Source organism: Sphingomonas olei (assembly GCF_045369765.1).
Lineage (GTDB): Bacteria > Pseudomonadota > Alphaproteobacteria > Sphingomonadales > Sphingomonadaceae > Sphingomonas > Sphingomonas panaciterrae.
The window spans coordinates 46,727-70,162 of sequence record NZ_JBIQEU010000004.1 but is presented as its reverse complement, the minus strand read 5'-3'; the positions used below and the strand labels follow the sequence as shown (position 1 = coordinate 70,162).

Here is a 23,436-nt window from a genome sequence, read left to right as displayed (position 1 = left end):
TGCCGCCGATGGGGGTCACGCCATGAGCAGCGATCCCCTCGCCCTCTACAATGCCAAGCGCGACTTCGCGAAGACGGCCGAGCCCGCCGGCACGTTGGCGCCGGGCAATGGCAACAGCTTCATCGTGCAGAAGCATGATGCGACGCGGCTGCATTGGGATTTCCGGCTCGAACTCGACGGGGTGCTGAAAAGCTGGGCGGTGACGCGCGGGCCGAGCCTTGATCCGAACGAGAAAAGGCTGGCGGTCAGGACCGAGGATCACCCGCTCAGCTATGCGACGTTCGAGGGCACGATCCCCAAGGGCGAATATGGCGGCGGCACGGTGATGCTGTGGGATCGCGGCACCTGGTCGGTGATCAAGGGCAAGTCGCCCAAGGACCTAGAGAAAGGCCACCTTCATTTCGTGCTCGATGGCGAGCGGATGAAGGGCGAGTGGCTGCTGATCCGGCTGAAGTCCAGGGGCAAGGAAAAGCGCGAGAACTGGCTGCTGCGCAAGATCGATGATGGCTTCGCCGGCGGCACGGACACGTTGGTCGAAACCGCGCTGACCAGCGTCACCACTGGCCGGACCATGCAGGAGATCGCCGAGGGTAAGAAACCGAAGAAGGTCGAAAAGACCCGAGCGAAGAAGAAGGCGCCTGCGTCACGCGGGCGCAGCACGAGCAAAGGCAAGGCGAAAGGCGCACCGCCGGCATTCTCCCCGCCGCAATTGTGCACGCTGGTGGACAGCGTGCCCGACGGGTCTGCGTGGATGCATGAGGTGAAATACGACGGCTATCGCGCGGTGATCGCGGTCGGCGGCGGCACCGCAAAGGTCTATACCCGCAACGGGCTGGACTGGACCGACAAGTTCCAGGCGATTGCTGACGCCGCGGCGGCGCTGCCGGTCGACAGCGCGCTGCTGGACGGCGAGATCGTCGCCTTCAAGGACGGGCGGCCCGATTTCTCCACGCTGAAGAACGCGATCTCCTCCGCGGGCGACATGACCTTCTTCGCCTTCGACCTCATCGAACTGGATGGCGAGGATCTGCGCCCGCTCACCAATCTCCAGCGCAAGGAACGGCTGCGGCCGATCATCACCGCCTCCGACCGGCTGCAGTTCAGCGAACATGTCATGGGATCGGGTGAAAAACTGTTCGAGACGATGTGCGCCGAGGGGCTGGAGGGGATCGTCTCCAAACAGGCCGACGCGCCCTATCGCGGGCAGCGCACCAAGGCGTGGGTGAAGGTCAAGTGCACGCGGCGGCAGGAATTCGTGATCGTCGGCTGGACCACGTCCGACAAGGCGCGCGGCTTCCGCTCGCTGCTGCTCGGCGTGCATGAGGACGGCAAGCTGCGCTATGCGGGCAAGGTCGGCACGGGGTTCTCCAACGACCTGATGATCGAGCTGAGCGAGAAGCTCGCAAAGCTGGAGCGCAAGACGCCGACCGTCGAGGTGCCCAAGAATCTTGGCCGCGCCGCGGTGAAGGGCGCGCATTGGGTGACGCCCAAGCTGGTCGCCGAAATCGCCTTCACCGAGACCACGCCGGACAAGCTGCTGCGCCACTCGAGCTTCCTCGGGCTGCGCGGTGACAAGGATGCCAACGACGTGGTGATCGAGCAGCCGCAGGCGCCGCCCGCCGCTTCGCCGACAGCGTTTCCGGCGACCAGCATCAAGGTCAGCAGCCGCGATCGGCTGATTTTTCCCGAATCGGAAGTCACCAAGGGCGATCTGGCCGATTATTATGCTGAGGTGGCCGGAATCATGCTGCCCTGGGCCGGTCGGCGGCCGATCAGCCTCGTTCGATGCCCGCAGGGACGCGCCCGAAAATGCTTCTTCCAGAAGCATGACGCGGGATCGTTCGGCGATCACGTCCATCAGGTGCCGATCACGGGGAAAGACGGATCGACCGAAAATTACCTCTGGGTCGACGATGCCGACGGGCTGGTCGCCTGCGTGCAGATGGGCACGATCGAATTCCACGGCTGGGGATCGACGGTCGACCATCTGGAGCAGCCCGACCGGCTGGTGTTCGACCTCGACCCCGACGAGGGCCTCGATTTTGGCGACACCAAGAAGGCGGCCGAGCATCTGAAAAACCAGCTCGCCGAGCTTGGCCTCACCAGCTTCCCGATGCTGTCCGGGGGCAAGGGGGTGCATGTCGTCGTGCCGCTCACCCCCGATGCCGAATGGCCGGCGGTGAAGAGCTTTGCCGATCGCTTCGCCCGTGCGCTGGCGCAGGCCGAGCCGGACCGCTTTGTCGCGACGATGAGCAAGGCGAAACGCAAGGGCCGGATCTTCATCGACTGGCTGAGGAACCAGCGGGGCGCCACGGCGATCATGCCCTATGCGGCGCGTGCACGTCCCGGCGCCCCCGTTGCAGCGCCGGTTTCCTGGACCGAATTGCGCGACATTGACAGCGCCGCGCGCTGGCATGTCACGGACGCGGCTGAACTGATCGAACGCGCGGGCAGCCGTGCGCTTGCCGGATGGGGGGTGGCCGAGCAGACATTGCCGGACCTGTGACGCCGTGGGCCGTTCCGCCCGCGCGCTCCCATCCGATCCCGCCCTTCCCCGCAGCACCGATTTCATATTGCGCCGCGACAAGGCCCCGCTAGGGTCCGCGCCGCGCAGGAGCCCCATCGTCTTGGCGACACAGCCCGCCCTTTTTGATCCCTATACCAACGCGCGTCGCTGGATCGACGATTACCGCGCGCATGTCGCCAGCGGCGGCGATGTGCTGTGCGGCGGCGACGAGACTCCGTGGCTGGCGATGTTCGAGGAGCTGGCGGCGCTGGTCGGCAATGACCTGGCGCACGCCCGCGAACGCGTGCAGCGCCATGCCGCCGACATCGGCACGGGATTTCGCGTGACCGGCGAGAACGAGGAGCGCCCCTGGCCCCTGTCCCCGGTCCCGCTGCTGATCGAGGGCGACGAATGGGCCGCGATCGAACGCGGGATCGTGCAACGTGCCGACCTGTTCGAGACCATCCTTGCTGATCTGTACGGGGAGGCAAAGCTGGTCGCCCGCGGGCTGGTCCCCGCCGCGCTGGTGGCAGGCAGCCCGTTCTTCCTGCGCCCGCTCGTCGGCCTGCCGCCACCGGGCGGCCACCAGCTTCACTTCATGGCCGTGGACCTGGGCCGCGGGCCGACCGGCGAATGGCGCGTGCTGGCCGATCATCTTCGCACGCCATCGGGTGCGGGCTATGCGCTGGAAAACCGCCTGGCGGTCAGCCGCACGCTCGGCGGCCTCCAGGCGCGGCTCAATGTCGCGCGCCATGCGCCCTTCTTTGCCGCATTTCGCGACGGCCTCGCCGCATCGTGCAACCGCACCGATCCCCGCATCGGCCTGCTGACCCCGGGAAACTACACCGTCAGCTATCCCGAGCAGGCACATCTTGCGCGCTACCTCGGCCTGCTGCTGGTGGAGGGCGCTGACCTCGCCGCGCTGGAGGACAAGGTCTATGTCCGCACCATCGGCGGGCTGAAGAGGATCGACGCTCTGTGGCGCCGGCTCGACGCACGCTTCCTCGACCCGCTCGCCTTCGACACTCACTCGCAGATCGGGGTGCCCGGCCTGATCGACGCTTATGCCGCCGGCAATGTCGTGCTGGCGAACGCACCCGGTGTCGGGGTGCTGGAGGCGCCCGCCTGGCACGCATTCCTGCCGCAATTGTGCCTTCGCCTGACCGGCGCCAGCCTCAGCCTGCCCAATATCGCGACCTGGTGGTGCGGCCAGCCGTCGGAATGCGCGCGGGTGGAGGAGGATCTCGACAATCTGCTCATCGCGCCCGCCTTTGGCGGCGGGACGCTGGGCTTGCCCACCGACAGCGCCGTCGCGGGAAGCGATCTCGATGCCGCACAACGAACGGCGCTGCGCGCCGATCTGGCGCGTCGGCCGCAGGATTATGTCGGGCAGGAGATCGTCCGGCTTTCCACCATGCCGGTCGTCGCCGGTGACACCCTGGTATCACGCCCCTTCACGCTGCGTGTCTTTGCCGCGCGCGGCCCGGACGGCCGCTGGGTCGTGCTGCCGGGCGGCTTCGCCCGCATCGCCGAGCATCCCGATCCGCGCGCGGCGGTGATGGGCGAGGGCATCTGGTCGGCCGATGTCGTGGTACACGGGAACACGCCGGTCGATCCCGTGTCGCTGCTGCCGCCAACCGACACCCAGCATATTCGCCGCAATCCCGGCACCCTGCCGAGCCGCGTGGCGGACAATTTCTTCTGGCTGGGCCGGTATCTGGAACGCGGCGAGGCGCTGCTGGCGGTGATCCGCGTGATGCTGGGCAATTCGATCGACGCCGATGGCGGCGCGGCGCTGAGCAGCGACACGATCGGGCGGCTGGCAGGATTGATCGCCAGCACCGGCGCCGCGCCGCGCCCGTCCAGCCACAAGCGGGCGGACCTGACCCAGATGGCGCGGCATGCGATGGAATCGGTCGGCCAGGGCTGGCAATCGGTCGCGGAGATCAACCTGCACGCACGGCGGATCGGCAACAATTCGCGTGACCGGTTGTCGGCGGATATGGTGCGGCTGCTTGACGCGCCCTTCCCCACCCATCGCGGGACGCTGGATCGCGCGGGCTCGCTTCAGCGGCGCTACGCGGCGATCGCCGGCCTGTCGGCGGAACATATGAGCCGCACCGCGGCCTGGCGGTTCCACGATCTCGGTCGGCGGATCGAGCGCGCACTGGCCATGGTCCGCGCTCTCCTGACCTTTGGCCTCGCGGGATCCTCGCTCGATGATCTGTCGACCTTGCTCGACCTCGCCGACAGCCAGATCAGCTATCGCCAGCGCTATCTGACCGGCCTCGCACGCGTGCCGGTGGTCGATCTGGTCGCGCTCGACACGGGCAACCCGCGCTCGCTCGCCTTTCAGGTGGAGCGCATCTGGGAGCATCTTTGTGCGTTGCCGGTGCTGAACGACGACGGCATGGCGGAGGAGCAGCAGCAACAGGCAACCGAGCTGAAGGCGATCGTATCGAGCGCCCGCGCCGGAACGCTCGACGGCAAGATGCTGAGCGAGCTGGAGGCGCGGCTGATCGGCCTCTCCAACGAGATTGCCCGGCGCTATTTCCTGCAAGGGGCGGAGCCGCTGCGCGCCGGCGGGCTGACGCTGGCATGATCTACGACATCACCCACGTCACCCGGTTCGACTATGGTGCGCCGGTGCGGTTTGCGCGCTGCAATCTGCGGCTCGAGCCGATCGACTGGCCGGGACAAAGGCTGGAATCGTACATGCTGCGCGTCACGCCATCGGGCCGGAGCACCCCGGCACGGGCAGAGGCGGGGCTCGCCAACGTGACGCGCCTCACGATCGACGTGCCGGTCCAGCGGCTGACGATCGAGAGCTGCGCACGCATGACGGTGGACCGTCCGGTGCCGATGCCGGCGCCGGGCGATCCGACGCTGGGCGAGATTGCCGCAATGGCGCGCGACAGCCGCGACCTGTCACCCGCGGGGCCGCCAAGCTATCTCTTCCCCTCCCCGCTGATCCCACTCGATCGCCAGATCGCCGATTATTGCGCGCCCGATCTCGATCCCTCGCGCAACGCGCTGGAGGCGGGCATTGCGTTGGCGCAGCGGATCCAGCGCGAGTTCGAATTTGATCCCGCGGCGACGCTGGTCGACACGCCGCCACACGAGGCGTTCCTGAAGCGGCGCGGCGTATGTCAGGATTTCGCGCAGATCATGATCACCGGCCTGCGCGCGGCGGGCCTGCCGGCAGCCTATGCCTCAGGCTATATCCGCACGCTGCCACCGCCTGGGCAGGAGCGGCTGGTGGGCGCGGATGCGACGCATGCCTGGGTGCTGTTATGGTGCGGCCCGGTGCGTGGCTGGATCGGTGTCGACCCAACCAACGGCATCTGGATGGCCAGCGACCATATCATCACCGCGGTCGGCCGCGATTATGCCGAAATCGCCCCTGTCGACGGTGTCGTGCTGGGATCGGGGGCGCAGAAGATGGAGGTTTCCGTCGACGTTGCCCCATTGGCTGAAGGCGAGGAATAGCGCCTCGCCCGCCATCCACCGCTTGTCCTCCTGCCGTACCTTCCCGATAGGCCCTGCATGAACACCCACCCTGCTCCCGCCGGCATGCATCCGCGCGAATTCGTGGCCTTTGTCGCCGCGGTGATGGCAGTCAACGCATTCGGCGTCGACCTGATGCTGCCGGCGCTCGCCGACATCGGCCGTGACCTGTCGATCATGGAAGCGAACCATCGGCAGTGGATCATCACCGTCTATATGGTGGGATTCGGCGCGGGGCAGCTGGTCTATGGCCCGCTCGCGGACCGGTATGGCCGGCGGCCGATCCTGCTGGTGACGCTGGCGGGATTCACCGCCGCGAGCATCTTTGCCGCCAGTTCGACAACCTTTGCCGCCCTGCTCTTCGCGCGGCTGCTGCAGGGGTTGATGTCCGCCTCCACCCGCGTGCTGGCGGTCGCCATCGTGCGCGACGGATCGTCCGGGCGGCAGATGGCGCGCACCATGTCAGTTGCGCAGATGATCTTCTTCCTGGTGCCGATCCTGGCGCCGACGCTGGGACAGTTGCTGCTCGCCTTCGGGCCATGGCGCTTCATCTTCTACGTGCTGGGCGGCTTTGCGGCGTTCGTCCTGGCGTGGAGCGCGGTGCGTCTGCCCGAGACGCTGCCCATTGCGCGGCGGCGGGCGATCTCGATGGAGGCGCTGCGCGGCAGCTATCATCTGACGCTCACCAATCGCTATTCGCTGGGCTATGCAATTGCCGCCTCACTCACCTTTGGCGGCATCATCGCCTTCGTGTCGCTGTCGCAACAGATCTTCGTCGACGAGTTTGACGCGGGCGATCGCTTCACCATGTTGTTCGCGCTGTGCGCCTGCGCCATGGGTGCGGCCTCCTTCCTCAACAGCCGGCTGGTGGAGCGGCTGGGCACGCGGCTCATCTCGCAAAGCGCAGTGCTGGCGCTGATCGCGCTTTCGATCGTCCATGTCGCCGTGGTGCTCGCGGGGTGGGAGACGCTGGCCAGCTATGTCTTCTTCCAGGCGCTCAGCATGACCTGCATCGGCCTGTGCGGCGCCAATTTCGGCGCCATGGCGATGGAGCCGGTAGGACATATCGCCGGCACCGCGTCGTCGCTGCAGGGCTTCATCACCAGCATTGGCGCGGTGATCGTGGGGACGCTGATCGGCCAGTCCTATGCGGGCACCACCACGCCGCTGGCGATCGGCTATTTGTGCATCGGCCTGATCGTGCTGGGCATCATCTGGGTCGTGGAGGAAGGGCAGCTGTTCCGCGCCCGCATGTCATAGCGGGTGAGGCGCGATCAGGCATCCTCGCGGCGGCGCGCGTAGAGGGGCGCGGCAAGCGCATGGATCAGCTGGTCCTCGGCAGGATTGCGGTTCCCGCTGGTAATGAAGAACAGCTGCTGCTCGCGTGCCGGGCCGCTGTCCACATCATGCGCGTCATCAATGAGGGGATCGGCCTCCTCATAGCGCGGACGAGGCGGAGGAACGAAGGCGGTTACGGGGTCCGCTTCCTCGTAGCAAAGCCCCAAGGGGCGCTGCGAACCGGCCGTGCCGTAGCGGAAGGACGTAACCGATCCGGCCATATGATCGCCGTACTGCATGACGATTGCTAGGTCAGTGTCACTGCCATAGCAACGTCAAAGTACCGTTATATCGTCCAGCTTGCGACGAGTGGAGTGGCGCGCTGTCCTGACCCTACTTCTGCCCCTGCCGCGTGGGCGCCTAGCCGTCCCTGCGCCCTTCCAGCACCCATGGCCGGGGCCGGCCAGTCGGCTTCGCGTTGCCGTCGAGCCGCACCGCGCGCTTCACGTAGATCGGCTTCATCAACAGCGTGCCATTCATGCCCCCGCCCGTCGGCTGCGCCAGGATCTTCTTCACCACCACTTGCCCGGCGACGACGCGGCCGAAGGCGGCATAGCCGGGATTGTCGGGCTTCCAGTCCATCCAGGGCATGGCCCCGACCGAGATGAACCAATTGCCGTTGGCCGAACCCGGCGGGCCGCGCCGCGCCATCGAGATGGTCATGTCGAGATGCTTGATCCCGGTCTTCTTGGTCGATTCATGCGGAATCATGTCGAGGAAGCGGCGCGCATCGGTGCGGATGCCCGACTGGATGAAGCCGAACTGCGGCGCCTTCTTGTTGCGTGCGACACGGTAGAAGCTGACGCCATCGAAACGGCCGTCATCGACATATTTCATGAAATTCGCGGTGGTCTCCGGCGCCCGCTTTGCGTCCAGCGCCAGCGTGATCGGCCCGAACGCCGTTTCCAGCCGCACCCGCACATAGCCGGGGGTCGCGCGGTCGGCGCGCTGCGCCGCAGCGGGGAAGGCCAGGCCGAGGCCGAGAAGCAGGAGAAGGAGAGCACGCATCGATACGCCGTGTAGCGGCCAAGCGTGGGAAGCTCCACCGTTGGTGCGTCTCCGCGCGGCATGGCGGTCGCCCGGCGCGGCGTCCTGCACGTTTACAGGCACCTTGCGGAAGCGTCAGATATGAGAAGAGGTTGCCGGGCACCCTTTCGGACAACCCGACAACCCCTAAACATGGTCAGCGGCCGGAGAGCTCCAGCCCGGGAGACCATGCGGGCCTCTGAATGCTACGGCGTCCGACGTTGGTTGGAGGGGGATACCTCCCGTCGAAGCGTCACAGGATCAGAAGCGCGTCCCCCGAACGAACTGAACCGACCCCATTGCTGAACCATGAGACATCGGATCACCTCCTTTCGCTGGTTGATAACGAGCGTGACCTTGTCAGCCACATCCGCAATCTGAATCCTTTATCGACCAGAAACAAGACTTGTTTTCAGTGCCGCTTCGCACGATCCTTCGCGCCCCGCCGCGGATCGGATCAACCCCGGCAATCCTCGATCACGCGGCCGACTTCGGCATAGGGCGGAACCACCAGCGTCCGCGCGCCCGGCTGCTCGATCGCGACCCGCCCGCGGCTGAACGCCATGGCATCCAGCAACGGCTCGCGCGCGGTGAACACCGCCTGCGCAGAGGGGGCGGAGCCGGTCGACACCTGGACCGGAACGGCGCGGGTCGTGCTGCTGGTGCGGATCGTCATCGCGCCCGGCAGCGCGCCGGGCCGCGACAGGACGAGGCGGCGACCCGCCAGGTCACAGCGCAGCGACAACAGGGGCGCGCCGTTGCCCGGCCCGAACACCGCGCGCGTGCCGCCGCTTTCGCGGGCATAGCGCCAGGTTCCGGGCGTCAAGGGCCAATCCTGCCAGTCGGCCGCCAGCGGCGCCGGCTTGGGCGGCTGCGGCGGCGCTGGCGCGGTGACCGGAGGCGGTGGCGGCGGGGGAGCATCGGCCGGCGGGGCGACGCAGGCCGCCATGCTGATCGGGAGAAGAAGGGCGGCGGCAGGCAGAAGGCGCATGGCCCACCCTAGCGCGCACCGGCGCCCCGGCTCAACCGGAACCGCCGCGCGGGACCATCGGTTCAGCGAAACACCATCCGCCCGACCGGGAGACAATGATGAGCACCGCCGACACGCCGACCACTCTTGCCCTGATCGAAGCGACGCTCGTCTCCACCGTAAAGGTCGAAAGTCGCGACGGTGACAAGATCGGGACGGTGCAGTCGTTCCTGACCCACAAGGTCAGCGGGCGCGTGACCCATGCGGTGCTGAGCCTCGGCGGGTTCCTGGGCATGGGGAAAAGCTATTATGCCCTGCCCTTCTCGCTGTTGAGCTTTGATCCTGTCCGCGACCTGTATGTGGTCACGATCGACCGCCGCATGCTCGAAGGCGGGCCGAGCTGGGCCAGCAATGCACCGCATTTCGACCAGGCCTATGCCGATCGCGTCGCCGGCTATTACGGGGTGAGCGGCGAGGACCTGACGCTTCGATAGGGCTTTGCCGGCGGCGGCAGGCGCGCCCTACCGCCGCTTCGCCATCCTGATCGCCTGCTGCTTGCCGAAGCGCGTCTTGCGCGTGCCCGGCTTGCCCTCGTTGCTGCGGCCCATCAGCGGCGCCTTGTGCTCCTGCACCGGCAGGCCAAGCTCCTCCTGCTCCAGCGCGCGGATCTCATCGCGCAGGCGGCCGGCTTCCTCGAACTCCAAGTCGGACGCGGCCTTGCGCATCTTCTTCTCGAGTTCCTCGATATAGGCGCGCAGATTGTGTCCCACCATGTGCGGCCGCTGCTCGTCGCCGGTGTCGATCAGCACGCTGTCCTGGTTCGACACATGCGCGATGATATCGCCGATGTTGCGCTTGATCGTGGTCGGCGTGATGCCGTGCTCGCGGTTATACGCTTCCTGCTTCTCGCGGCGACGCGCCGTCTCGTTCATCGCCCGCTCCATCGAGCCGGTGATGCGATCGGCGTAGAGGATCACCCGCCCGTCGACGTTGCGCGCCGCGCGCCCGATCGTCTGGATCAGCGACGTCTCGGAACGCAGGAAGCCTTCCTTGTCCGCATCCATGATGCACACGAGGCCACATTCAGGGATGTCGAGCCCCTCGCGCAGCAGGTTGATGCCGATCAGCACGTCATAGACGCCAAGGCGAAGGTCACGGATCAGCTCGATACGCTCCAGCGTCTCGACGTCGGAGTGCATGTAGCGGACCTTCACGCCCGCCTCGTGCATATACTCGGTCAGATCCTCCGCCATCCGCTTGGTCAGCGTGGTGACGAGGGTGCGATAGCCGAGCTCCGCGGTCTTGCGGCATTCGACGATGCAATCCTGCACCTGCTCCTCGACCGGGCGGATCTCGACCGGCGGATCGATGAGGCCGGTGGGGCGAATGACCTGTTCGGCAAAGACGCCGCCGGTCTGCTCCATCTCCCAGTGGCCGGGTGTCGCCGAGACGCTGACCGTCTGCGGGCGCATCGCATCCCATTCGTTGAAGCGCAGCGGGCGGTTGTCGATGCAGCTCGGCAGGCGGAAGCCATATTCGGCAAGCGTGATCTTTCGCCGATGGTCACCGCGCGCCATCGCGCCGATCTGCGGCACCGTCTGATGGCTCTCGTCGACGAACAGCAATGCGTTTTCGGGCAGATATTCGAACAAGGTGGGCGGCGGCTCGCCCGGCAGGCGCCCGGTGAGGAATCGGCTGTAATTCTCGATCCCGTTGCAGCTGCCGGTCGCGGCGATCATCTCGAGGTCGAAATTGGTGCGCTGCTCCAGCCGCTGATGCTCCAGCAGCTTGCCCTCCGCCTCCAGCTCCTTCAGCCGCTCCGCCAGTTCGTGGCGGATCGCCTCGGTCGCCTGCTTCATCGTCGGCCCGGGGGTCACATAGTGCGAGTTCGCATAGACGCGCACCGAGTTCATGCTCGCCGCCTTCTTGCCGGTCAGCGGGTCGAACTCGACGATCTCCTCGATGTCATCACCGAAGAAGCTGATCCGCCACGCCGCATCCTCGAGGTGGCTGGGGAAGATTTCCAGATTGTCGCCCTTCACGCGGAAATTGCCGCGCTGGAACGCTGCATCGTTGCGCTTGTACTGAAGCGCGACGAGCTTCCGCACGATCTCGCGCTGGTCGACCGTCTGGCCCTTCTTCAGGTCAAAGATCATCGCCGAGTAGGTTTCGACCGATCCAATACCGTAAAGGCAGGAGACGGAGGCGACGATCAGTACGTCGTCCCGCTCCAGCAGCGATCGGGTGGCCGAATGGCGCATCCGGTCGATCGCCTCGTTCACCGAGCTTTCCTTCTCGATGTACGTGTCGGACCGGGGGACATACGCCTCGGGCTGATAATAATCGTAGTAGCTGACGAAATATTCGACCGCATTCTCGGGGAAGAAGCTCTTGAACTCCCCATAGAGCTGCGCCGCCAGGATCTTGTTCGGCGCGAGGATCAGCGCGGGGCGCTGCAATTCCTCGATCACCTTCGCCATGGTGAAGGTCTTGCCTGATCCGGTGACGCCCAGCAGCACCTGATCCTTCTCGCCCGCCAGCGCGGCACCGACGAGCTCGCGGATCGCGGTCGGCTGGTCACCTGCGGGCTGGTAATCGGACACCAGCTTGAACGGCTTGCCGCCCTCCACCTTGTCCGGGCGCTGCGGCCGATGGGGAACGAAATTCTCGCCGGTTTCGGGTTCAGCAAGCGAGGTACGGATCTGGATCGCCATTGCGGCAATATGGGGGCGCAGGGTGCGGCGCGGAAGAGCAATGCTGCTGCTGTCGTGCCGGCGGGCGCGTTGCACTCCGACCGTGCTTCACCTACTTGAGCGGTCGTTGGCGCGCCCCGGGCAGAAGTGTCTGAGGCTGCGCAGGATCGTCAGGCGCTGACCATGGCTCGCCCCCTGCATGATGCAGGGGCCGTGCGCGTGGCCGGCTTTTCGTGCCGTCAGCTTTTCTTGCTTGCGGCGGGGGCGCAGGACGACGACGTTGTTGGTAACCCGAGTGGCGGTCAGGTGTTGAAGACTGCCGATGTTTGGATGGCGCCGCCAGTCGCACCAGGCGCCATCAAGGAGCGAGATCGTTGACCGTACTTGCAGAACCGAAGTTGATTCCCGACCACAAGGCCTTCCTGACGGTCAACGTGAAATGGGTGCGCCACTGGAACGAGCATCTGTTCAGCTTCGCGGTGGATCGCCCGTCGTCGCTGCGCTTCCGCTCGGGCGAATTCATCATGATCGGCCTGCCCGGCGAGGATGATTCGGCCAAGCCGATCATGCGCGCTTATTCGATCGCCAGCCCGTCCTATGCCGATGAACTCGAATTCCTGTCGATCAAGGTGCAGGAGGGCCCGCTGACCGGCCGGCTGCAGATGATCCAGCCGGGCGACCAGCTGTATATGGGCAAGAAGCCGACCGGCACGCTGGTCTGCGACGCGCTGCTGGGTGGCGAGCGGCTGTGGCTGCTGTCGACCGGGACCGGTCTTGCCCCGTTCCTGAGCCTCGCGCGCGACCCGGAAGTGTACGAGCGCTTCAACCAGGTGATCGTCGTCCACGGCGTGCGCCGGGTGAACGACCTGGCGTTCCGCGAAGAGCTGGGCGCGCGGCTGGCGGACGATCCGTTGGTCGGCGACCAGGCAGCGGAGCAATTCCACTATATCCCCACCGTCACGCGTGAGGAATTCGAGACCAAGGGCCGGATCACCGATCTGATCGCCGACGGTCGCCTGTTTGCGCCGCCGGTGACCGGCCCGGCGAAGTTCGATCCGGAAACCGACCGCGTCATGCTATGCGGATCGACGGCAATGATCCGCGAGACGGCGCAGATGCTGGAACAGCTCGGCATGACCGAGGGGTCGAACGCCAATCCCGGCCAGTTCGTGATCGAACGCGCCTTCGTCGACTAAACGCGCTTCACCCCCGCGGCGCGGCGGCTATGCTGCAGGCGACAAGAGGGGAATAGAATGCGCCGTTTGATTGTTGCCGCACTGCTTTGCGCCGTCGCCACGCCCGTGGCGGCGGCGCCCGATTATCAGGCCCAGATCAAGGCCGATTACGACCGCGACCTCGGCAAATTGTGGGACCAGTTCCATCGCAATCCCGAACTGTCGTTCCGCGAGACCAAGACGGCGGCCGCGATCGCGGCGGAGCTGCGCAAGATCGCGGGCATGCAGGTGACCGAGAAGGTCGGCCAGACCGGCGTGGTCGGCGTGCTGAAGAACGGGCCCGGCCCGGTGGTGCTTCTCCGCGCGGACATGGATGGCCTGCCGGTGCAGGAAAAGTCTGGGCTGCCCAATGCCTCCACCGTGCGCCAGATCGGCGTCGACGGCGTCGAGGTGCCGGTGATGCACGCCTGCGGACATGACACCCATATCGTCGGCCTGATCGCCACCGCGCGCCGCCTCGCCGCGATGACCGATCGCTGGAAGGGCACGGTGGTGTTCGTCGCGCAGCCGGCCGAGGAGCGGATCGCTGGCGCCAAGGCGATGGTGGCCGACGGCCTCTACACCCGCTTCCCCAAGCCCGATTACGCGCTGGCCTATCACGTCGATGCCAGCATGGAGACGGGCAAGATCGCGGCCAGCGAGACGATCCAATATTCCTCGTCCGATTCGATCGACATCGTCGTGCCCGGGGTCGGCGCGCATGGCGCCAGCCCCAATACCGGCAAGGACCCGGTCTATATGGCGTCGCAGATCGTGATCGCGCTGCAGGGGCTGGTCAGCCGCGAACGGGCGCCGCTGCTCCCCGGCGTCATCACCGTGGGTTCGTTCCACGCCGGGCTGAAGCACAATATCATCAGCGACGAGGCGAAGCTGCAGGTCACCGTGCGCGCCAATGACGAGGCGACGCGCGCGCAACTGGTCAACGGGATCAAGCGGATCGCGCGCGGCGTTGGCATCATGAACGGCATGCCGGAGGACAAGATGCCCGTGGTGACCCAGATCGAGGGAACGCCCACCACGATCAACGACACGCCGCTCGCCCGCCGGCTGAACGCGGTGATGGTCGACACGCTGGGCGCCGCCAACGTCGTGCCGTTCCAGCAGATGGGCATGGGGGCAGAGGATTTTGCCTATTTCGTCCAGCCCGATACCGGCGTGAAGGGCTATTACATCGCGGTCGGCGGCACGCCGCGCGCGGCGCTAGAGGCCGCGCGCAACGGCGGACCGGCCGTCGCGTCACACCATTCGCCGCTGTTCAAGATCACGCCCGAACCGGTGGTGGTGACCGGCGCGACTGCGATGACGGCGGCGGTGCTCGATCTGCTGAAGCCGGGCGCAACGGCAGCGGGAGCGGCGCAATGAAGCGCGCCGCCCTGCTTCTGCTGGCGCTGGGCGGGTGCGAAGTTGCACCTGATCGGGGAGAGGTGGAGCGCGTGCGCGCGGGTACCGAAGCGGTGCGCCAGCAGTTGCGCGAGCCGGAAAGCGCGCAGTTCAAAGGCGTCATCGCGCATGGCGACGCGGTCTGCGGCGAAGTGAACGCCAGCGTCGGCATGGGCCGCACCGGCTATGAACGGTTTATCGTCAAGGCGGGCAAGGTGACGCTCGCCTCGCAGCTGCGCACCGATGCTGACATGGACGCCCGCTGGAAGGCGGATTGCGGCGGGTAAGGGGATGACGGGGGATCAGGCCGGATACGCTGGCCTGATCCCCGTAACGGTCAGGCGTCTGCGGCCAGCGCCTTCAGGTCGGCGAGCGGACGCGCGCCGAAATGGCTGATCACTTCCGCGGCGCAGATCGCCCCCAGGCGAAGCGAACGCTCCAGATCCCAGCCCTGCGCCTGACCATGCAGGAAGCCGGCGGCGAACAGATCGCCCGCGCCGGTCGTGTCGACCACCTTGTCGACCGGTGCTGCCGGTACGTGGACGCGTTGGTCGCCGGTTATGGCGCAGGCGCCCTCCTCGCTCATCGTCACGACCAGCAGCGGCACCTTGTCCTTGACCGCAGCGATCGCGCCTTCGGTGTCGGCCGCCTGGGTCAGCGCGACGATTTCCGCCTCATTGGCGAAGAGTACGTCGATCAACCCGGCGTTGATCAGCTCGTGGAAGGCATCGCGGTGACGATCGATGACGAATTCCGCCGACAGCGTGAAGGCCACCTTGCGCCCGGCGGCACGCGCGATGTCGATCGCCTCGCGCATCGCGGCGCGCGGCTCTTCCGGATCCCAGAGGTAGCCTTCGAGGTAGAGATATTGCGCGTTGGCGATCAGATCGCGGTCCAGCGCCTCGGCCGGCAGATAGTGCGATGCGCCAAGGAACGTGTTCATCGTGCGCTGCCCATCAGGCGTCACGAAGATCATGCAGCGACCGGTCGTCGGGCTGCCGGGGCGCGCATTGGTATCGAAACGGATGCCAGCGGCGCGAATGTCGTGCGCGAAGACCGCGCCCAACTGGTCATCGGCAACCTGGCCGATGAAGGCGCACTTGCCGCCAAGTGCGGCCATGCCGGCGATGGTATTCGCCGCGGAGCCGCCGGACACTTCCTGTCCCGGACCCATCTTGGCGTATAGCGCGTCAGCGTCCTCAGGAGAGAAGACGAGCGCCATCGCCCCCTTCGTCATGCCGTTCTCGGCGACAAAGGCGTCGGTGGAGGGAGACAGGATGTCGACGATCGCATTACCGATCGCGACGACGTCATAGGCAGGCTGGGTCAAAAGCAGGGACTCCGATCCCGATAAGATGAGGGTTGCGCGCGGCCGTAGATGGCAGGTCCGCCTTGCGCAACCGCACGGGTGCGCGCATTCGGCAGGGATGTTCACGGCGCTTGCCCTCAGCCTGGCCCAGCTCGGTGACCGGGCGATCCTGTCCGTCCTGCGCAAGAGCCTGCTGCTGACGCTTGCCGTCTTCATCCTGCTGGGGGGCGCCATCTGGTGGGGGGTGAACCGCCTGCTGGACGGCTGGACCTACAACGGGTCGCTGGCCGCCGCCGCGGCGCTGATCGTCAGCGTGCTCGCGCTGTGGCTCACCTTCCGGGCGGTCGCGATCGCGATCGTCGGACTGTATGCCGATACGATCGTCGCGGCAGTGGAAAGCCGCCATTACCCGCGTGCGCTGGCGACGGCGCGTGACGTGCCGATGGCCCAGTCGGTGCGCATGGGCCTTGGCTCCGCGGCGCGCTTCGTCGGCGTGAACCTTCTGCTGCTGCCCGCTTATCTGGCGCTGATGGTCACGGGCATCGGCACGGCGGCGTTGTTCCTTGCCGTGAACGCCTGGCTGTTGGGCCGCGACCTCGGCGACATGGTCGCCGTCCGGCACCTGTCGCCGGCGGAACTGCCGCAATGGCGCCTCCGCACGATGGCGCGCCGCTTTCTCCTCGGGCTTGCAGTGACTGGGCTGTTCCTCGTCCCCGTGCTCAACATCCTGGCGCCCGTGCTGGGCGCCGCCATGGCCACTCATTACTATCACCGGAGCCGTCGATGATCCGCCTTGCCGCTTCTCCCATCCTGCTGCTGCTCGTCGCGGGCTGCGCCACGACGGGGAGCGGGGCGCCGGAACGCGCGGCACCGGTGCCGATCCCCTATAGCGGTGTTGGCCTGGAACGGGTGATCGGCCAAAACGCCAACGGGCTCGTGCGGCTGTTCGGCCAGCCGGACGCCGATGTTCGCGAAGGCAATGCGCGCAAGCTGCAATTCCACAGCGGTATCTGCGTGCTCGATACGTATCTCTATCCCAAAGGGTCGGGCGAGCCGCGCGTCACCTATGTCGATGCACGCCAGCCCGATGGCCGCACGATCGACCGGGCGAGCTGCGTCTCGGCGCTGACCCGGCGGGTGGGCGGCAAGTAAGCGCCTGCCTGCCTGGTGCCCCGTCCATCCGCCAGCAGGCGACCAACCCGCTATGACCTGTTGTTTTGCGAAGTAGAGGCATAGGACATCGCCTCCGCCGTGCCAGTTCCCGGCTTCAGACTGAACCATTCCTGATGTTCGATGGCGACGAGGAAAAGAAGAATTGCCACGCCGAAACACATAAAGAACAACGACGACCACACCGGCTCACCGATTGAACTTACAAGTCGCTTACGCTGTCGGCTCATGTATCCAGGCTCCTCTGTTTCGGAGCAGCATATAGGGACGCGTTTGTTTCGCCGCGTCTGCAGAATGTAATCTATGTTTTCTGCACTGCGGCAAGGTGAAGCTGGTCAACGCCGGGCCGTGCGAATGGCTCCCGCCCTGCCCGGATCAAATCGCCTGTATTTTCCGCGGACCAATTGCTAGCGATGCCGGCAGCGGATCGGCCGGTTCTCGGCCGCTCCTCCCCTGATCATGACGGACGATCGTTCGTTCTTACGGGCAGAACCGGTGGACGTGACCAGCAACCAGGATTTCGTCATCGTCGCCGAGAGGCTGGTCAAACGCTTCGGGAACCGGCGGGTCGTCGATGGCGTGTCGCTCGTCGTGCCACGCGGCATGATCTATGGCGTGCTAGGCCCCAACGGCGCCGGGAAGACCACCACCCTGCGGATGCTGCTGGGCATCATCGAGCCGGAGGAGGGCAGCCGAACGCTGCTCGGGTATTCCCATCCGCGCGATGCCAGCGACCGCGTCGGCTATCTTCCCGAGGAGCGCGGCCTGTACCCGGCGATGAAGGCACGCGAGGCGATCGCCTTCATGGGCGCCTTGCGCGGCCTTCCCTGGCATGAGGGTCGCGCCCGCGCCGGCGTGCTGCTCGAACAGGTCGGGCTCGGCCAGGCGGCCAATGAGAAGATCCGCAAATTGTCGAAGGGCATGGCGCAGCTCGTCCAGCTGCTGGGATCGATCGTCCACCAGCCTGACCTCCTGGTGCTGGACGAGCCCTTTTCCGGTCTTGATCCCGTCAACCAGGAACGGCTGGAAACGCTGATCCTGGCGGAGCGTGACCGCGGTGCCACAATCCTGTTCTCGACCCATGTCATGGCGCATGCGCAGCGCTTGTGCGACCGGCTGGCGATCATCGCCGGTGGCCAGCGCCGGTTCGAGGGGACGGTCGGTGAGGCGCGCGCGATGCTGCCGCAGCAGGTGCTGTACGAACCCCATTTCCCCAACGAGGGCATCGCGGCACAATTGCCACCCGGCGCCCAGCGGGAAGGCAATGCGTGGCGGTTCGAACTGCCACCCGAAGGGATCGAGACGCTGCTGAAGCGGCTGATCGACGCTGGCTACGGCATTTCCGGGCTGTCGATCGAGCGGCCCGGGCTGCACGAGGCATTCGTTCGCATCGTCGGCGAGGCGGCCGCCGATCCGGAGCGCGTGGCATGACCGGCCGATCATCCTCCTTCCGCCGGCGGCTGCGCCAGACGCTGACGATCGCTCGCCGCGATTTCACCGCCACCGTCTTCACGCCGATCTTCCTGTTGTTCCTGCTCGCCCCCGTGATCATGGGATCGTTCGGCGCCATTGGCGGGCTGGGCGCGGCATCGGTGTCGGCCGGCGCTGCGGAGAAGGAACGGCTGGTGATCCTCGCCGACCCGCGTGACACCGCCGCGCTGCTCGCCGCCGACCGGGAACTGCGACGCCTGTCACCGCCCGAGGTCGCACCGCCGCCGGTCGACCTGCGGGCAGCGAGCAGCGATGCCCGGGCTCAGGCGCGCGCGGCGCTCGAAACACGCGATGTCGACGTACTGGCGGTGATGTACGGCCCGCTCGCGACGCCGGAGATCATCTATGGCCAGAGCCGCCGATCTGCCCGCTATCTCGCGCTCTTGGCAGATCAGGCGGTGCGTCTTGATCGTACCGGGATCGATCCGCTCAGTCGGGCCACCTTCTCCCGCGTGACGCGCGACGCACCGACCGTGGGATCGCGCAGCACATCGGCGTTCTTCGCCGTGTTCGGCATCTTCTTCCTGACGCTCTTCCTGTCCGGGCAGGTCGTCGGCACCATGGCGGAAGAGCGCAACAACAAGGTGATCGAGGTGCTGGCCGCGGCGGTGCCGCTTGAAAGCGTGTTCCTGGGCAAGCTGCTCGGCATGTTCGGGGTCGCGGTGCTGTTCGTCGGTTTCTGGGGGCTGGTGGTCAGCCAGATCGGCGCCGTGCTGCCGCCTGAACTGAACGTCGCCGATCTGACGCCGGCGGTGGGCTTCCGCACTTTTGCCCTGTTGTTCGCGGCCTATTTCACCACCGCCTATCTGCTGCTCGGCTCGGTTTTCCTCGGGATCGGCGCACAGGCATCGACGATGCGCGAAATCCAGATGCTGTCCCTGCCGATCACCGTGCTTCAGGTCGGGATGTTCGCTCTTGCCTCGGCCGCGGCGTCCAATCCGGGCAGCTGGGTGGCCCAGCTCGCCGAGATCCTGCCGCTCTCCTCCCCCTTCGCGATGGCGGGGCGAGCTGCGAACTCGCCCGATCTGTGGCCGCATGTCGCGGCGCTCGCGTGGCAATTGCTGTGGGTGGCGATCTTCATCATCGTCGGCGCGCGACTGTTCCGGCGCGGCGTGCTGCAGTCCGGTAGCCCGGCCGGCGCGTGGAAGAAGCTGTTTCGCCGCACCCCGGCCGCAGCCCCTATTGACAGTTCTGTCAGTTAGGTCTTCTCTCTACCGATAAATGCGGGAGAGAGATGATGGCGACGCTTGCGAGAAGCGCGGCGGAGACGGTCGATCCGTTCGATGTGAGCCGGCCTGAGCTGTACCGGGACGATACATGGCGGGCGCCCTTCGCCAAGCTGCGCGCCGAGGCGCCGGTTCATTATGTGCCGGATTCGGAGTTCGGCGCTTACTGGTCGGTGTCGACCTACAAGCCGATCGTCGAGGTCGAGTCGCTGCCCGACCTTTATTCGTCGGAAGCCGGCGGCATCACCATCGCAAATTTCGACGCCGATGATCCCAATGCCGTCCGCATGCCGATGTTCATCGCGCGCGATCGGCCGGTGCACACCGCGCAGCGGCGCACCGTAGCGCCCGCCTTCACCCCGTCAGAAATGACGCGCATGGCCGCCGACATCCGCCATCGCACCGAAGAGGTGCTCGATCGGCTGCCGTGGGGCGAGGAATTCGACTGGGTCGACACGGTGTCGATCGAACTGACCACCGGAATGCTCGCCATCCTGTTCGATTTTCCCTGGGAGGATCGACGCAAGCTCACCTTCTGGTCCGACTGGGCGGGCGATATCGAGATCATCAAGAATGACGAGCTGCGCCAGCAGCGGCTGATGCACATGTATGAATGCGGCAGCTATTTCCGCCGCCTGTGGAACGAGCGGGTCGACAAGCCGCTGCAGCCCGACCTCATCAGTATGATGATCCATTCCGATGCGATGCGAGAGATGGACGACAATGAGTTTATCGGGAACCTGATCCTGCTGATCGTCGGCGGGAACGACACGACCCGCAACACCATGTCGGGGCTTGCCTATGGCCTCGACAAATATCCCGACCAGCGCGCCAAGCTGGAAGCTGATCCGTCGCTAATTCCCAATGCGGTCAGTGAGCTGATCCGTTGGCAGACGCCGCTGGCGCACATGCGGCGCACCGCGACGCGCGACACCGAACTGATGGGCCAGCAGATCAAGGCCGGCGACAAGCTCGCGCTCTGGTACATCTCGGGCAACCGCGACGAGAGCGTGTTCGGCGAGGATGCCGATGCGCTGGTGGTGGATCGCCCCAATGCGCGGCGCCACCTCGCCTTTGGTCACGGCATCCACCGCTGCGTGGGCGCGCGGCTCGCCGAACTGCAGATCGGCATCCTGCTGGAGGAAATGGCCAAGCGGCGGATGCGCGTGAACGTGACCGGCGCGCCGGAGCGTGTCTCGGCTTGCTTCGTCCACGGCTATCGCCGCCTGCCGGTCGAGTTGAGCAAATACTGACGTGAGGGGCGCGGCGGGGCAGGAGGCCCGCGCCGCGCTGCTGCGGAAAGAGGCGCGAACACGCTGCCGCAGCGCGCGCACGTCGCTTGGATCGCCGCCAAGATGCGCCACGCGGGAGAACCCGACGTTGCTGCTCCAGAAGATGAAGACGTCAGCCTAAGAGTTCAGTTCGGCGCTGATCGCGCTCCGGGTTCAGCTTCGCGATTCCCCATACGACAAAGGCCGGGCGATCGCCCGGCCTTTGATCTTTTGGCATGTTCGTTCGGACAGCCGCTCTACGGCTGCCGCCACGGCGGTCAGGCGCCCGCGGGCGACGGATTGCCGAACGGACCCTGCGGACGACGCGTTTTGGGGATCGACGTGCCCACTGCCGGCAACGATGACGTCTTGGGCTGCTCCGTGCGACCGATGCCCTCGCCCGAGATCAGCTTCTTGATCTCGTCACCCGACAGCGTCTCATATTCGAGCAGCGCACCCGCCAGCAGGTGAAGCTGGTCGATATGCTCGGTCAGCACGGTCTTGGCCCGCGTCAGGCCGCCTTCGACGATCGTCTTGATTTCGTGATCGATCAGTTGCGCCGTCTCGTTCGACATGTGCGTCGGCTGCGAGGAGGAATAGCCAAGGAAGCTCTCACCCTCGGGCTGCGCATAATCGACCGGGCCGACCTTGTCCGACATGCCCCATTTCGTGACCATGTCGCGCGCCAGGCCTGTCGCATATTGGATGTCGCCAGACGCCCCCGACGAGACCTTGTCATAGCCGAAGATGATCTCCTCGGCGACGCGGCCTCCCATTGCCACCGCCAGGTTCGCGTACATCTTGTCGCGGTGGTAGCTGTAGCTGTCACGTTCCGGCAGGCGCATCACCATGCCCAGCGCGCGGCCGCGCGGGATGATCGTCGCCTTGTGGATCGGATCGGACGCCGGCTCATGCAGCGCAACGATCGCGTGACCGGCCTCATGATAGGCGGTCATCCGCTTCTCGTCCTCGGTCATCACCATGGACCGCCGCTCGGCGCCCATCATGACCTTGTCCTTGGCCTCCTCGAACTCGGCCATCGCGACAAGGCGCTTCGACTTGCGCGCCGCCATCAGCGCCGCTTCGTTGACGAGGTTGGCGAGATCCGCGCCCGAGAAGCCCGGCGTGCCGCGGGCGATGGTGCGTGCGTCGACGTCGGGCGCCAGCGGCACCTTCTTCATATGCACTTCGAGGATCTTCACGCGGCCCTCGATGTCTGGTCGCGGCACCACGACCTGGCGGTCGAAGCGGCCCGGACGCAGCAGCGCAGGGTCGAGCACGTCGGGGCGGTTGGTCGCCGCGATGATGATGATGCCCTCGTTCGCCTCGAAGCCATCCATCTCGACCAGCAGCTGGTTCAGCGTCTGCTCGCGCTCGTCGTTGCCGTTGCCAAGGCCCGCGCCACGATGACGGCCGACCGCGTCGATCTCGTCGATGAAGACGATGCACGGCGCGCTCTTCTTGGCCTGTTCGAACATGTCGCGCACGCGGCTCGCGCCGACGCCGACGAACATCTCGACGAAGTCCGAGCCGGAAATGGTGAAGAACGGAACGCCAGCCTCACCCGCGATAGCGCGAGCGAGCAGCGTCTTGCCGGTGCCGGGCGAGCCGACCAGCAGCGCGCCCTTCGGAATCTTGCCGCCAAGGCGGGCGAACTTCGACGGATCCTTCAGGAACTCGACGATTTCCTCCAGCTCCTCGCGCGCCTCGTCGATGCCCGCGACGTCGGCAAAGGTGACCTTGCCCTCCTTCTGCGTCAGCATCTTCGCGCGGCTCTTGCCGAAGCCCATCGCGCCACCCGCGCCGCCACCCTTCTGCATCTGGCGCACCACGAAGAAGGCGATGCCCAGGAACAGCAGGAACGGCAGCGCCTGAACCAGCATATACTGCCAGATCGAGGGGCCTTCGTCGCGCTTGCCCGAAATCTCGACGCCTGCCTTGCGCAGGCGATCGGTCAGCTGCGGATCGGAAACCGGGTCGGTACGGAATTTCTCGCCGCTCGACAGCGTCCCCGATATCTGGTCGCGCGAGATGGTCACGTCCTTGACCGTCCCTTCGTCAACCTTGTCGAGGAATGCCGAATAGGCGATCGCATTGCCCGTCGCGGTGCTCGTCCGACCATCGAACATGGTCACGACGATCGCCAGCGACAGCAGGATGCCGACCCAGATCAGCAGACTCTTCATCCAGGGATTGGGGCCATTGCCGCCATTGTCACCTGACTGCTTGTCGTTGTCGTTCATGCCGTACCTTTCACGGCCTGCAATGTAGGCTGCGCGAGGTTAATGGCAATGGAACGGACCGCAGAATTCAA

The 23,436-nt window shown here is 66.1% G+C and carries 19 protein-coding genes; 13 read left to right on the top strand and 6 right to left on the bottom strand.

The window, feature by feature from the left end:
- Positions 1-22: 22 nt before the first annotated feature.
- The 4 genes from ligD (at position 23) to ACH0BU_RS06625 (ending at position 7,273) form a co-directional block, all read left to right on the top strand.
- Positions 23-2,506 carry a DNA ligase D gene (gene ligD / locus ACH0BU_RS06640; RefSeq protein WP_500263874.1) on the top strand — a complete coding sequence of 828 codons (2,484 nt, stop codon included), beginning with the start codon at positions 23-25 and terminating at the stop codon, positions 2,504-2,506.
- Between the two features lie 115 nt (positions 2,507-2,621).
- Positions 2,622-5,108 (top strand): circularly permuted type 2 ATP-grasp protein, encoded by a 2,487-nt coding sequence (locus ACH0BU_RS06635; RefSeq protein ID WP_500263896.1) that lies wholly within the window; start codon positions 2,622-2,624, stop codon positions 5,106-5,108.
- Positions 5,105-5,995, top strand: a complete 891-nt coding sequence (locus ACH0BU_RS06630) for a transglutaminase family protein (protein ID WP_296218091.1) — start codon at positions 5,105-5,107, stop codon at positions 5,993-5,995. Before ACH0BU_RS06635 ends, ACH0BU_RS06630 begins: the two co-directional genes overlap by 4 nt.
- 84 nt (positions 5,996-6,079) lie before the next feature.
- The gene (locus ACH0BU_RS06625) at positions 6,080-7,273 is read left to right on the top strand and encodes a multidrug effflux MFS transporter (protein WP_145120826.1); all 1,194 of its coding nucleotides are present in this window, start codon (positions 6,080-6,082) and stop codon (positions 7,271-7,273) included.
- 14 nt (positions 7,274-7,287) lie between these two features.
- On the opposite strand, the gene ACH0BU_RS06620 is transcribed toward ACH0BU_RS06625, so the two are convergent.
- From ACH0BU_RS06620 to ACH0BU_RS06610, 3 genes are all read right to left on the bottom strand, one after another.
- Complete coding sequence (locus ACH0BU_RS06620) at positions 7,288-7,590, bottom strand: hypothetical protein (protein WP_136450451.1); 303 nt, start codon at positions 7,588-7,590, stop codon at positions 7,288-7,290.
- A 121-nt stretch (positions 7,591-7,711) separates the two neighbouring features.
- Positions 7,712-8,359 (bottom strand): peptidylprolyl isomerase, encoded by a 648-nt coding sequence (locus tag ACH0BU_RS06615; protein WP_296218092.1) that lies wholly within the window; start codon positions 8,357-8,359, stop codon positions 7,712-7,714.
- Between the two features lie 475 nt (positions 8,360-8,834).
- Positions 8,835-9,368: a hypothetical protein gene (locus ACH0BU_RS06610; RefSeq protein ID WP_296218094.1), complete on the bottom strand. Its 534-nt coding sequence runs from the start codon at positions 9,366-9,368 to the stop codon at positions 8,835-8,837.
- A 98-nt stretch (positions 9,369-9,466) separates the two neighbouring features.
- Between ACH0BU_RS06610 and ACH0BU_RS06605 the strand changes: the two genes are divergently transcribed.
- Complete coding sequence (locus tag ACH0BU_RS06605; RefSeq protein ID WP_125945133.1) at positions 9,467-9,841, top strand: PRC-barrel domain-containing protein; 375 nt, start codon at positions 9,467-9,469, stop codon at positions 9,839-9,841.
- A gap of 27 nt (positions 9,842-9,868) precedes the next feature.
- On the opposite strand, the gene uvrB is transcribed toward ACH0BU_RS06605, so the two are convergent.
- Positions 9,869-12,061, bottom strand: coding sequence for an excinuclease ABC subunit UvrB (gene uvrB / locus ACH0BU_RS06600; protein ID WP_314472401.1), 2,193 nt, complete (start codon positions 12,059-12,061; stop codon positions 9,869-9,871).
- Positions 12,062-12,414: 353 nt separating this feature from the next.
- Between uvrB and ACH0BU_RS06595 the strand changes: the two genes are divergently transcribed.
- The 3 genes from ACH0BU_RS06595 to ACH0BU_RS06585 are packed head-to-tail and all read left to right on the top strand — an operon-like array spanning position 12,415 to position 14,942.
- The gene (locus ACH0BU_RS06595; protein ID WP_296221404.1) at positions 12,415-13,236 is read left to right on the top strand and encodes a ferredoxin--NADP reductase; all 822 of its coding nucleotides are present in this window, start codon (positions 12,415-12,417) and stop codon (positions 13,234-13,236) included.
- Positions 13,237-13,293: 57 nt separating this feature from the next.
- On the top strand, positions 13,294-14,637 hold the full coding sequence (locus ACH0BU_RS06590; protein ID WP_296221405.1) for an amidohydrolase: 1,344 nt from the start codon (positions 13,294-13,296) through the stop codon (positions 14,635-14,637).
- The gene (locus tag ACH0BU_RS06585; protein ID WP_125945130.1) at positions 14,634-14,942 is read left to right on the top strand and encodes a hypothetical protein; all 309 of its coding nucleotides are present in this window, start codon (positions 14,634-14,636) and stop codon (positions 14,940-14,942) included. The genes ACH0BU_RS06590 and ACH0BU_RS06585 overlap by 4 nt, the downstream gene beginning before the upstream one ends.
- A gap of 50 nt (positions 14,943-14,992) precedes the next feature.
- Here ACH0BU_RS06585 and ACH0BU_RS06580 read toward each other — a convergent pair whose 3' ends face one another.
- Positions 14,993-15,985, bottom strand: coding sequence for an adenosine kinase (locus ACH0BU_RS06580; protein WP_125945129.1), 993 nt, complete (start codon positions 15,983-15,985; stop codon positions 14,993-14,995).
- A 97-nt stretch (positions 15,986-16,082) separates the two neighbouring features.
- Here ACH0BU_RS06580 and ACH0BU_RS06575 point away from each other — a divergent pair, with 97 nt between their 5' ends.
- The 5 genes from ACH0BU_RS06575 to ACH0BU_RS06555 all read left to right on the top strand — a co-directional run bounded on the left by ACH0BU_RS06575 (position 16,083) and on the right by ACH0BU_RS06555 (position 21,104).
- Positions 16,083-16,751, top strand: a complete 669-nt coding sequence (locus ACH0BU_RS06575; RefSeq protein ID WP_296221406.1) for an EI24 domain-containing protein — start codon at positions 16,083-16,085, stop codon at positions 16,749-16,751.
- Positions 16,748-17,116, top strand: a complete 369-nt coding sequence (locus ACH0BU_RS06570; RefSeq protein WP_046409064.1) for a hypothetical protein — start codon at positions 16,748-16,750, stop codon at positions 17,114-17,116. The genes ACH0BU_RS06575 and ACH0BU_RS06570 overlap by 4 nt, the downstream gene beginning before the upstream one ends.
- A gap of 519 nt (positions 17,117-17,635) precedes the next feature.
- Positions 17,636-18,565: an ABC transporter ATP-binding protein gene (locus tag ACH0BU_RS06565; RefSeq protein WP_296221407.1), complete on the top strand. Its 930-nt coding sequence runs from the start codon at positions 17,636-17,638 to the stop codon at positions 18,563-18,565.
- Positions 18,562-19,827: an ABC transporter permease gene (locus ACH0BU_RS06560; protein ID WP_296221408.1), complete on the top strand. Its 1,266-nt coding sequence runs from the start codon at positions 18,562-18,564 to the stop codon at positions 19,825-19,827. The genes ACH0BU_RS06565 and ACH0BU_RS06560 overlap by 4 nt, the downstream gene beginning before the upstream one ends.
- A gap of 35 nt (positions 19,828-19,862) precedes the next feature.
- Positions 19,863-21,104: a cytochrome P450 gene (locus tag ACH0BU_RS06555; protein ID WP_125945124.1), complete on the top strand. Its 1,242-nt coding sequence runs from the start codon at positions 19,863-19,865 to the stop codon at positions 21,102-21,104.
- Positions 21,105-21,400: 296 nt separating this feature from the next.
- Here ACH0BU_RS06555 and ftsH read toward each other — a convergent pair whose 3' ends face one another.
- Positions 21,401-23,365 (bottom strand): ATP-dependent zinc metalloprotease FtsH, encoded by a 1,965-nt coding sequence (ftsH, locus tag ACH0BU_RS06550; protein WP_046409061.1) that lies wholly within the window; start codon positions 23,363-23,365, stop codon positions 21,401-21,403.
- Between the last annotated feature and the right edge of the window lie 71 nt (positions 23,366-23,436).

What these genes read in the sequence shown, in the direction of transcription:
- ligD (WP_500263874.1), top strand. Translation starts at nt 23, where the DNA reads ATGAGCAGCGATCCCCTCGCCCTCTACAATGCCAAGCGCGACTTCGCG.
- ACH0BU_RS06630 (WP_296218091.1), top strand. Translation starts at nt 5,105, where the DNA reads ATGATCTACGACATCACCCACGTCACCCGGTTCGACTATGGTGCGCCG.
- ACH0BU_RS06625 (WP_145120826.1), top strand. Translation starts at nt 6,080, where the DNA reads ATGCATCCGCGCGAATTCGTGGCCTTTGTCGCCGCGGTGATGGCAGTC.
- ACH0BU_RS06620 (WP_136450451.1), bottom strand. Translation starts at nt 7,590, where the DNA reads ATGCAGTACGGCGATCATATGGCCGGATCGGTTACGTCCTTCCGCTAC.
- ACH0BU_RS06615 (WP_296218092.1), bottom strand. Translation starts at nt 8,359, where the DNA reads ATGCGTGCTCTCCTTCTCCTGCTTCTCGGCCTCGGCCTGGCCTTCCCC.
- ACH0BU_RS06610 (WP_296218094.1), bottom strand. Translation starts at nt 9,368, where the DNA reads ATGCGCCTTCTGCCTGCCGCCGCCCTTCTTCTCCCGATCAGCATGGCG.
- ACH0BU_RS06605 (WP_125945133.1), top strand. Translation starts at nt 9,467, where the DNA reads ATGAGCACCGCCGACACGCCGACCACTCTTGCCCTGATCGAAGCGACG.
- uvrB (WP_314472401.1), bottom strand. Translation starts at nt 12,061, where the DNA reads ATGGCGATCCAGATCCGTACCTCGCTTGCTGAACCCGAAACCGGCGAG.
- ACH0BU_RS06590 (WP_296221405.1), top strand. Translation starts at nt 13,294, where the DNA reads ATGCGCCGTTTGATTGTTGCCGCACTGCTTTGCGCCGTCGCCACGCCC.
- ACH0BU_RS06585 (WP_125945130.1), top strand. Translation starts at nt 14,634, where the DNA reads ATGAAGCGCGCCGCCCTGCTTCTGCTGGCGCTGGGCGGGTGCGAAGTT.
- ACH0BU_RS06575 (WP_296221406.1), top strand. Translation starts at nt 16,083, where the DNA reads ATGTTCACGGCGCTTGCCCTCAGCCTGGCCCAGCTCGGTGACCGGGCG.
- ACH0BU_RS06570 (WP_046409064.1), top strand. Translation starts at nt 16,748, where the DNA reads ATGATCCGCCTTGCCGCTTCTCCCATCCTGCTGCTGCTCGTCGCGGGC.
- ACH0BU_RS06560 (WP_296221408.1), top strand. Translation starts at nt 18,562, where the DNA reads ATGACCGGCCGATCATCCTCCTTCCGCCGGCGGCTGCGCCAGACGCTG.
- ACH0BU_RS06555 (WP_125945124.1), top strand. Translation starts at nt 19,863, where the DNA reads ATGGCGACGCTTGCGAGAAGCGCGGCGGAGACGGTCGATCCGTTCGAT.
- ftsH (WP_046409061.1), bottom strand. Translation starts at nt 23,365, where the DNA reads ATGAACGACAACGACAAGCAGTCAGGTGACAATGGCGGCAATGGCCCC.